General features: G+C 70.6%; 7 protein-coding genes and 1 pseudogene. 4 read left to right on the plus strand and 4 right to left on the minus strand.

What is annotated here, in order from left to right:
- Positions 1-191: 191 nt before the first annotated feature.
- The 3 genes from C1J00_RS31400 to C1J00_RS31410 are packed head-to-tail and all read left to right on the plus strand — an operon-like array spanning position 192 to position 2,496.
- The gene (locus C1J00_RS31400) at positions 192-596 is read left to right on the plus strand and encodes a GntR family transcriptional regulator (protein ID WP_102912375.1); all 405 of its coding nucleotides are present in this window, start codon (positions 192-194) and stop codon (positions 594-596) included.
- Complete coding sequence (locus tag C1J00_RS31405; RefSeq protein ID WP_102912376.1) at positions 593-1,489, plus strand: ABC transporter ATP-binding protein; 897 nt, start codon at positions 593-595, stop codon at positions 1,487-1,489. The genes C1J00_RS31400 and C1J00_RS31405 overlap by 4 nt, the downstream gene beginning before the upstream one ends.
- Positions 1,486-2,496 carry an ABC-2 membrane transporter-related protein gene (locus C1J00_RS31410; protein ID WP_102912377.1) on the plus strand — a complete coding sequence of 337 codons (1,011 nt, stop codon included), beginning with the start codon at positions 1,486-1,488 and terminating at the stop codon, positions 2,494-2,496. The genes C1J00_RS31405 and C1J00_RS31410 overlap by 4 nt, the downstream gene beginning before the upstream one ends.
- 99 nt (positions 2,497-2,595) lie before the next feature.
- Here C1J00_RS31410 and C1J00_RS31415 read toward each other — a convergent pair whose 3' ends face one another.
- Both C1J00_RS31415 and C1J00_RS31420 read right to left on the minus strand, forming a co-directional pair.
- Entirely contained in the window at positions 2,596-4,164 is a 1,569-nt protein-coding gene (locus tag C1J00_RS31415; RefSeq protein ID WP_102912378.1) for a sodium:solute symporter family protein, read from the minus strand.
- A gap of 174 nt (positions 4,165-4,338) precedes the next feature.
- Positions 4,339-5,124 (minus strand): SDR family oxidoreductase, encoded by a 786-nt coding sequence (locus C1J00_RS31420; protein WP_102912379.1) that lies wholly within the window; start codon positions 5,122-5,124, stop codon positions 4,339-4,341.
- A gap of 84 nt (positions 5,125-5,208) precedes the next feature.
- On the opposite strand from C1J00_RS31420, the gene C1J00_RS31425 reads away from it, so the two are divergent.
- The gene (locus C1J00_RS31425; RefSeq protein WP_102912381.1) at positions 5,209-6,048 is read left to right on the plus strand and encodes a hypothetical protein; all 840 of its coding nucleotides are present in this window, start codon (positions 5,209-5,211) and stop codon (positions 6,046-6,048) included.
- Positions 6,049-6,051: 3 nt separating this feature from the next.
- Here the strand turns inward: C1J00_RS31425 and C1J00_RS31430 are convergent, their stop codons facing one another.
- Together C1J00_RS31430 and C1J00_RS31435 are read right to left on the minus strand one after the other, a co-directional pair.
- A complete protein-coding gene (locus tag C1J00_RS31430) occupies positions 6,052-8,040 on the minus strand; it encodes a DUF8823 domain-containing protein (RefSeq protein ID WP_102912380.1) in 1,989 nt (662 codons plus the stop codon).
- Positions 8,041-8,172: 132 nt separating this feature from the next.
- Positions 8,173-9,423: pseudogene (locus C1J00_RS31435) on the minus strand (D-alanyl-D-alanine carboxypeptidase); the annotation flags it as partial.

Below are 9,423 nucleotides of genomic sequence, written 5' to 3' on the forward strand. Positions count from 1 at the left end.
GGGCGACACGGCACCGGGCGCCCGCCGCCCCGCGCATCTTCCCCGTCCAGAGCCGACACCGACTCGGCGACGCCGGACGGCATACCACCACCTGGCACCGCGGCCCGCCGGTCGTTGCCCGACACCCCTGTGCACTACCTGCGTGGCCGCACGGTCCACCTAGAGGTCTATAGTGCTAGGCAACTAGATAAATGGAGGAACCGGTGATTGAGTTCCACCTGAACAGCCGGTCCGGCCTGTCCCCGTACCAGCAGTTGGTCCAGCAGGTTCGGCACGCCCTGCGCCTGGGTCTGCTGGAGGAGGGGGACCGGCTGCCGACGGTCAAGGAGGTGGCGAAGCAGATGGCGGTCAACCCGAACACGGTCCTCAAGGCGTATCGGGAGCTGGAGCACGACGGTCTGGTGGCCGCCCGTCCCGGCGTCGGGACGTTCGTGACCCGGACGCTGGCCGACGGCACGCTCGCCGCGCAGGGACCGCTGCGCAAGGACCTGCAGCGCTGGTTGACCAAGGCCCGCCTGGCCGGGCTCGACGACGAAAGCATCGAGGCACTGTTCATGAGCACGTTTCGTGACGCCGCCGGAGAGGACGTAGCGTGAGCGCCGTCTTACGGGCCCAGGGCCTGGGCAAGAGGTACAAGCAGCGCTGGGCGCTGCAGAACTGCGACCTGGACGTCCCCGTCGGCCGGGTGGTCGGCCTGGTCGGCCCCAACGGCGCCGGCAAGTCGACCCTGCTGAACCTGGCCTCCGGCATGCTGACCCCCACGGCCGGCACCATCGAGGTCTGCGGTGGCCGTCCTGCCGCGGGTGTGGAGCAGTTGGCCAAGGTCGGCTTCGTCGCCCAGGACACCCCGACCTACTCCGCGCTGAGCGTCGCCGACCACCTCGACTTCGGCAAGCGCCTCAACCCGGACTGGGACCACGTCGTGGCGCGCGACCGGATCCGTCGCCTCGGTCTGGACCCCAAGCAGCGGGCCGGCAAGCTGTCCGGCGGGCAGCGCGCGCAACTCGCTCTCACCCTGGGCATCGCCAAGCGCCCGGAACTGCTCATCCTCGACGAGCCGGTCGCGGCCCTCGATCCGCTCGCCCGGCGGGAGTTCATGCAGGACCTGATGGAGGCCGTCGCCGAGCACGAACTGAGCGTCGTGCTCTCCTCCCACCTGGTCTCCGACGTGGAGCGGACCTGCGACTACCTCATCGTCCTGGTCGACTCCCGGGTGCAGGTGGCCGGCGACATCGACGACCTGGTCGCCTGCCACCACCGGCTCACCGGACCGCGCCGGGACCCGGGCACGCTCCCGGCCGGCCAGCACGTCATCACCGCGAGCCACACCGATCGGCAGACCACCCTCGTGGTGCGCACCGGCACCGCGGTCCACGACCCGTCCTGGACCGTCAGCCCACTCGGTCTGGAAGACATCGTCCTGGCCTACATGACCCGGCCCACCGACGCGGTGCGTGACACCCGGCCCGCACTGGAGGTACTGCGATGATCCGGCTGACCTGGCGCCAGTTCCGCACCCAGGCCGCCGTGGTGTTCGCCGCCGTGGCCGCCCTCGCCGCCGTCCTCGCGGTCACCGGCCCGCACTTGTCCGACCTCTACCGGACGGCCGGCAGCAGCCTGGTGGACCAGGTCTCCGGTTCGGACCAGACCATTTACTACACCGGACTGCTGGTCGTGCTCGCCGTGCCGGCGGTCATCGGGATGTTCTGGGGCGCGCCGCTGATCTCCCGTGAACTGGAGACCGGAACCCACTATCTCGCGTGGAACCAGAGCGTCACCCGCACGCGCTGGCTGGCGACCAAGCTGGGCATGGGTGCGGCGGCCTCCATGACCGCCGCGGGACTGACCAGCCTCGCGGTGAGCTGGTGGAGCAGCCCCATCGACCGGGCTGTCAACGGCGGCGGCGCGACGGACACGTACTTCCCGCGGCTCGACCCCGTGGCCTTCGCCGCACGGGGTGTCGTCCCCATGGCCCATGCCGCCTTCGCGTTCGTCCTGGGCGTCGCCCTCGGTCTGGTCATCCGCCGCACCCTGCCCGCGATGGCCACCACGTTCGCCCTCTACGTCGCCGTCCAGATCGCCGTGCCGACGTGGATCCGGGCCCACCTGGCCGCCGCGGACCGGGCGACCGTGCCGATCGAGCCCGACGGCGCCCCCATCAGCGTCCAGGACGAGGCCGGGCAGATCATCGCGCACCTCGACGAGGTGCCCGGGGCCTGGGTCACCTCCCAGCAGACCCTGAACGCCGCCGGCCGGCCGGCCCCCGTGCCCTCGTCCTTCCCCGACTGCCTGCGCACCGAGTCGGGCCCGCCCACCCTGCAGCAGTTCGAACGCTGCATCGCCGACCTCGGCGCCCTGGGCTACAAGCAGCAGGTGACCTACCAGCCCGCCGGCAATTTCTGGGCCCTTCAATGGGCCGAGACCGGGCTCTACCTCGGCCTCGCCCTGGTCCTGACCGGGTTCTGTGCCTGGTGGATCCGCCGCCGGGTGACCTGACGGGCGGCGGTCCCGTCTCTGTGCGGTGGTGCCGGGCGGCGCCCGCCCACGGGGAGGGGCGCCGCCCGGCACGGCGGCCGCTCACTGATCAGGGACGGTTCACCTCTTGGCGGTGCGCAGCACGTCGTCCGCCGGGTCGGCCGGGGCCGGGATGGTGGCCGAGGCCGTGCCGTCCCCGTCCGTGTTGATCCGCTCGATGATCGCCAGCCGCTCGGGGGTGTCCTCCGGCCGGATGTAGCCGACGAGGATGTAGAGGACCAGCGAGACGGCCAGCGGGATCGACACCTGGTACTGGAGCGGCACGCCGCCCTCGACGTTCCAGTTGATGGGGTAGTTCACCAGCCAGAAGGCGAGCAGGCCCATCGACCAGCTGACGAGGGCCGCCGTCGGGCCGGAGCGGCGGAACGCGCGCAGCAGGCCCAGCATCATCGGGATCGCCATCGGGCCCATCAGACCGGCCACCCACTTGATGACGACCGTGATGATGTCCTTGAAGGCGGGGGAGTTGACCTGCGTCGCCGCCGCCATGGACAGGCCGAGGAAGACGACCGTGGCGATGCGGGCGACCCGCAGGCCCTGGCTCTGGTTCCACGTCCGGGCCCGCGCCCAGATCACCGGCGCGCAGTCCCGGGTGAACACCGCCGCGATGGCGTTGGCGTCGGAGGAGCACATGGCCATGGTGTGGGAGAAGAAGCCGACGATGACCAGGCCCAGCAGGCCGTGTGGCAGGAGCTGTTCGGTCATCAGGGCGTAGGAGTCCGAGCCGTCCGGCTTCTGCGAGTCGACCAGCAGCGGTGACATCCACATGGGGAAGAACAGCACCAGCGGCCAGACCAGCCAGAGGATCGCCGAGAGGCGGGCCGAGCGCTCGGCCTCCTTGGCGTCGCGCGTGGCCATGTAGCGCTGGGCCTGGTTGAGCATGCCGCCGTTGTACTCGAAGAGCTTGATGAAGAGGAACGCCAGCAGGAACACCGTGCCGTACGGCCCGACCAGCGGCTTTTCGTGTCCCTGGAGTTCGGGCGAGTCCCAGACGCCGAAGAAGCCGCCGTGGTCGTCGAGGCGTACGAAGACCGCCACGAACATCGCGATGCCGGCCAGCAACTGGATGATGAACTGACCCAGTTCGGTCAGCGCGTCCGCCCACAGGCCGCCGATCGTGCAGTAGATCGCCGTGATGCCGCCGGTGATGAGGATGCCCTGGTTGAGGGAGATGCCCGTGAAGACGGACAGCAGCGTGGCGATCGCCGCCCACTTCGCACCCACGTCCACGATCTTCAGCAGCATCCCTGACCAGGCCAGCGCCTGCTGCGTCTTGAGGTCGTACCGGTTCTTCAGGTACTCCAGCGGGGAGGCCACATGGAGCCGGGAGCGCAACCGGTTGATGCGCGGGGCGAACAGCTTCGACCCGATGGCGATGCCGAGGGCGATAGGGAAGGACCAGGTGACGAAGGACGTGACGCCGTAGGTGTAGGCGATGCCCGCGTACCCGGTGAACATCACCGCGCTGTAGCCCGACATGTGGTGCGAGATGCCGGAGAGCCACCACGGCATCTTGCCGCCGGCGGTGAAGAAGTCGCTGACGTTGTCGACGCGTTTGTGCGACCAGACGCCGATCGCGACCATCACGGCGAAGTAGCCGATGAGCACGGCCCAGTCGAGACCGTTCATGAATCCCCTTCCACGGTGCTGCCGCCAGGGTCAGGCATGTGAACTCTGGGTTCGGTGACGTGCGCACGGCAAGCAAGGGGAAGGTCAAGAGACCGTAAAATAGTTCGGTGAGATGACTTCAGTTTATGTACGTGAACCTCCGCAAGGGCCGGGCGTGTGGCTGGGATTGGGCCCTCAGCGCATCAGTTCGCCCGCGTTCACCAGCAGGGACTGCCCCGTGATCGCCCGCGCCCGGTCCGACGCGAGGAACACCGCCGCGTCCGCCACGTCCGCGTCCGTCGCCAGTTCCGGCAGTGCCATCCGGTCCGTCAGCCTGCCCAGCACGGCAGCCTCCGACACACCCTCCGACCGGGCCGCCGACCGCACGTACGCCCGCACCGGTGGCCCCCACATCCAGCCGGGCAGCACGGTGTTGACCCGGATCCGGTGCGGCCCGAGTTCGCGCGCGAGGGAGTACATCGCACTCGTCAGCGCCCCCTTCGACGCCGCGTACGCCGCCTGCCGCACCTGCGACGGGGCCGCCACCGCCGACTGCGTCCCGACGAACACGACGGAACCGCCGCCCTGCTTCAGCGACGGCAGGCACGCCCGGGTCATCCGCAGCGTGCCCAGCAGGTTCACGTCGAGGACGGACCGCCAGGACTCGAAGTCGGCGTCCTCCAGCCCGCCGAAGTAGCCGTCCAGCGCGGCCACGTGCACCACCGCGTCGATCCCGCCGAACCGCTCCCGCGCCAGTTCCGCCAGCGCCTCGCACCGCGCCTCGTCGGAGATGTCCGTGGCCCGGTACGCGGTGCACGCGCCGCCGGGGTCGACCTCGGCGGCCGTCTTCGCCAGGCTCGCCTCCGTGCGGGCCCCGAGCACGGCACGCCCGCCGTCCCGTACGACGGCCGCCGCGACCTGCCGTCCGAGCCCGGCCCCGACCCCCGACACGACGACCGTCTTCCCCGCGAGCAGTGACATGGCAGGACCTCCCCGGGCCGGACCCTGGCGTTCTATCTGACGGAGCGTCAGAGTATGAACCGGCCTCCGACGAAGGGGAAGTGCATGAGCGAGGACACCCGCAGCGAGCTGTACGCCGAACTGGCCGCCGTCGGCCCCTACGGCACCCACCCCGGGCACGCCCTCATCACCATGGTCGAGCCGCACCCCGGGCACGAGTACGCGTACAACCGCTGGTACGAGGACGACCACTACTACGCCGGCGCGATGGCCATGCCCTGGATGCAGGCGGGCCGCCGCTGGGTGGCGACGCGCGACCTCCAGCTCCTGCGCTACCCCGAGAAGTCCGCGATCGCCCAGCCGGTCACGGCCGGCTGCTACCTCTCCACGTACTGGATGACCGCCGGCCGCTACGCCGACCACATGCGCTGGACGGTCGCCGTCAACAAGCGCCTCAACCGGGACGCCCGCGTCTACCACGACCGCACGCACGTCCTCACGGCGTTCCAGAACCACGAGGCGACGGTGTACCGCGACGGAGCGGCCGGCCCCCGGGACGTCCACGCCCTCGACCACCCCTACGCGGGCCTGGTCCTCCAGGTCGTCGAGGCGGACACCCCCGAGCAGCGCGCCCCGCTCCTTCAGTGGCTGCGCACCCGCCACCTCCCCAAACGCCTGGCGGGCTCCCCGGCCGCACTGGTGACGGTCTTCAGCCCGACACCCCTCCCCGGCGACCGCATGACCTACGTGAAACAGGTCGAGGGCGTCGACACCCGCCTGACACTCCTGTGGTTCCTCCAGACCGACCCGAGGGAGTGCTGGGACCCGTACTTCACCGGCCTCGACGCGGCGGTGACGGAATCGGGCCTGGGCAGGGTGGAACTGGTGGCCCCGTTCATCCCGACGGTGCCGGGCACGGACACGTACGTGGACCGGCTGCGCTGAGGCTCAGCGCAGCTCCTCCGGGCATGGCGTGCCCCGGGGGAGCTGGTACGGCGCCGCCAGGCGGTACGTGCCGGCCTTCGGGGCCAGCAGCTCCGTCCACTTGTCGCCCTGCGCGTCCTCCTCCGTCTCCGTCAGGCAGCCGTTGACGTTCACGTACGTCTTCGGCTCACCCTCGGGGCGGTTCCTGGACTCCTCCGTCTCCTGCGGCGGCTTCAGGCTCTTGCCCTCCGCGTCGACGATGCTCAGCCATGGCGAGTACGGGATGCGGACCAGGATCCGGCCCGCCTCCTTCACCTGGAGGATCATCTCGCCCTGCTCGGCCCGGTCGACCACCGTGTTCGGCTCGGCCAGCGGGGTCGGGTCGCTCACCTTGAACAGCTGCCAGGTGGCGTCGCCCCAGATCTGGGTCAGATACGGCAGCCCGCGCCGCACCAGGGCCCGCTCCCGCTGACCGCCGTCGCCGTCCGGCTCGCCCTTGGGCAGCACGACGTAGTGCACCGCCCAGCGCTTCAGCCACTCGTGGTAGTTCGCCGAGTTGAGGGTGTCGTCGTAGAAGAGGGGGTTGCGCTCCATGTCGGCCTGGCGGTTCCAGCCGCGGGCCAGATTGACGTACGGGGCGAGCGCGGAGGCCTCCCGGTGGGAGCGGGCCGGGACGACCTCGACCCGGCCCTTCTCGGCGCCGACCTCCTGCAGTTCGTTGACGAGCGGCGCGAGCTCACGCGACCAGGACGCCGCCGGCGCCGTGTGCACGATGTCGTCGACCGTCTTGAAGCCGATCCACACGCCGAAACCGCACAGCGCCACGACGGCCGCGTACCACTTGCGGCTGCGCGGCACCGTGAACGGCAGCGCGGCGACCAGTGCGACCCCGGCGAACAGCATCGCCAGCCGCGTGATGTTGGAACCGATCTGGGAGCTGATCAGCCACACCAGCACGACCCCCAGGCCGTACACCGCGGCCGTGAGCCGGACCGTCTTCCACTCCCGCGGGACCAGCACGTAGGCGAGGACCGAGAACGCGAGCGGCAGCAGCACCGAGCCGATCATCATCGGCTGCGTGCCCGAGAACGGGAACAGCCACGCCGACACCGCCACCACCGCGGTCGGCGCCAGGCCCAGCGCCCAGGCGCCCGGCCGCCGCTTCTGCAGGAACAGCGCCACCGCCACCAGGCCCACGAACAGGCCCGCGACCGGCGACGACATGGTGGCCAGCGCGGCCAGCGGCGCCGCGCTGAGGGCTTTCGCCCAGCGCTTGTAGCGCCACCGGTACGGCCAGCAGAACACGACGGCGACCGCGCCGAGCGCGAACATCATGCCCAGGCCGAACGTCACCCGCCCGGACACCGCGTTGCAGAACAGCCCGAACACGCCGGCCAGTGAGGCCCACAGCGGGTTGAGGACGGAGCGGCTGCGCAGCAGGAGCAGCGTCAGCAGACCGGCCGAGACCGTGCCCGCGATCATCATCGTCGTCCGCACGCCGAGCACCGACATCAGGTACGGCGACACCATGCTGTACGACACGGGGTGCATCCCGCCGTACCAGGCGAGGTTGTACGCCGAGTCCGGGTGCCGGCCGACGAACTCGGCCCACGCGTCCTGCGCGGCCAGATCGCCACCGCTGTTCGCGAAGGTGAAGAACCAGAGGATGTGCAGCACCGCGGCAAGGCCCGTGACGGACAGGACCGGGTGCCGCAGCATGCGCTCACGCAACGCCAGCACGGGGGCGGGCCACTCGAACCCCCTGCTGCCGTCGGGCGTGCCGGCTTCGGGTGAGCGGTCTTCGGGTGAGCGGTCTTCGGGCGGGCGGTCTTGAGACGGGCGGTCGTCGGACACGCTGCCGTCGGACGCGGTGCTGTCGGACGCGGCTCCGTCAGACGCCGGGACTTCCCGCTCCCGTGCGTCGTCTTCGGGTGCTTCGGGCAGCCGTATTCGCGGGCCTGATACCGAGCCCGGTCCGGTGTCGTCTGCGCGTGTCGGCTCCGCAGTGGCCACTCGAAGGCACTCCCCGTGTCCCGTCTTCTGTTCTCGGCCTGTCCCGGTTCGGGACGCTAGCACGCACCCCGCCGGGCGGCGCCCGGACGGGCCGTTACCGGCGGAGTGCGGTGGTGCGGGTCGCGCCCCGGGTCAGCCGAGGCGGGTGAGCTTGGCCGCGAAGCCCGGCTCCACCAGGTCCTTCTGGAGGGCCACCGGGACCTTCACGGCGCTGGTGGTGCCGTCACCGACGGTGAGCGTGCCCACCTTCGTGCCGGCCTCGGCCGTGTGCGGCAGGTCGTCCGCGGCGAACGTCAGCTTGACGGACAGGCCCGCCCAGCCGACGGCCGTGACGTCCTCGGTGACGGCGACCGGGGTGCGGCCGCCGAGACCGTCGTCGGCGTACCCGACGACGTCACCCTTCTTCAGGATCGTCGCCGACTTCAGCGCGCCCTGCGCGGCCCGGATCAGCTTGTCGCCCTCGTGGAGCGCGGCGCCCAGGATCGTGTTGTCCGGGCCGCCGGCGGGCTGGCGCACGACCGCGCCGACGATCCGGCGGACCTCGCCGTTCACGTCCTTCCTGGCCGAGAAGACGAGGTTGCCGAGCGCCGACGTGGTGGTGCCGGTCTTGATGCCGGTGACGTCGTTGTAGCCGACCAGACGGTTCCAGTTGTCGTGCTTCTTCTGCTTGTAGTCGACGTACGACATCATCGTCGCGACCTCGCGGAACACCGGCTGCTGCATGGCGGCCTTGGCGAGCTTCACCTGGTCCACGGCCGTGGAGACGGTCGTGTTGTTCAGGCCCGACGGGTCGGTGTACGTCGTGTTCTTCATGCCGAGGTCCTTGGCGGCGTCGTTCATCTTGCCCACGAACGCCTTCTCGGACCCCGCGTCCCAGCGGGCGAGCAGCCGCGCCACGTTGTTCGCGGACGCGATCAGGATGCTCTCCAGAGCTTCCCTCTCACTGATCTTGTCGCCCTTGGTGACGTCGACGGTGGACTCCTGGCCGGCGTCGGACTGGTCCTCGGCGGCCTGGTCGATCAGGATCTTCGGGCCGTCCGCGCCGCTCTTGAGCGGGTGATCGCGCAGGATGACGTAGGCGGTCATGACCTTGGCGACGCTCGCGATCGGGACGGGCTTCTGCTCGCCGGAGGATCCGAACGTGCCGATGCCCTGGACGTCCAGCGCGGCCTGGCCGTCGGCGGGCCAGGGGATGTCGACCTTGCCGCCCTCGAAGGTGTAGCCGTCCTCGGCGGTGAGCTCCAGGGTGGGCGAGGGGAGCGGGCGCACGCTCTGCACGACCGCGAAGACGACCACCAGCAGCAGCACCAGCGGCGTCCAGATCTTCACCCGCCGGGCCGCCGTCCGCAGCGGGGTCTCCGGGGGCGGCGGGGTGTTCGTCAG

It is taken from the genome of Streptomyces cahuitamycinicus, from assembly GCF_002891435.1.
GTDB lineage: Bacteria > Actinomycetota > Actinomycetes > Streptomycetales > Streptomycetaceae > Streptomyces > Streptomyces cahuitamycinicus.

Bases quoted from the DNA above. Each gene is read 5' to 3' on its own strand.
- C1J00_RS31415 (WP_102912378.1), bottom strand. From the start codon at position 4,164: ATGAACGGTCTCGACTGGGCCGTGCTCATCGGCTACTTCGCCGTGATG.
- C1J00_RS31400 (WP_102912375.1), top strand. From the start codon at position 192: ATGGAGGAACCGGTGATTGAGTTCCACCTGAACAGCCGGTCCGGCCTG.
- C1J00_RS31410 (WP_102912377.1), top strand. From the start codon at position 1,486: ATGATCCGGCTGACCTGGCGCCAGTTCCGCACCCAGGCCGCCGTGGTG.
- C1J00_RS31420 (WP_102912379.1), bottom strand. From the start codon at position 5,124: ATGTCACTGCTCGCGGGGAAGACGGTCGTCGTGTCGGGGGTCGGGGCC.
- C1J00_RS31425 (WP_102912381.1), top strand. From the start codon at position 5,209: ATGAGCGAGGACACCCGCAGCGAGCTGTACGCCGAACTGGCCGCCGTC.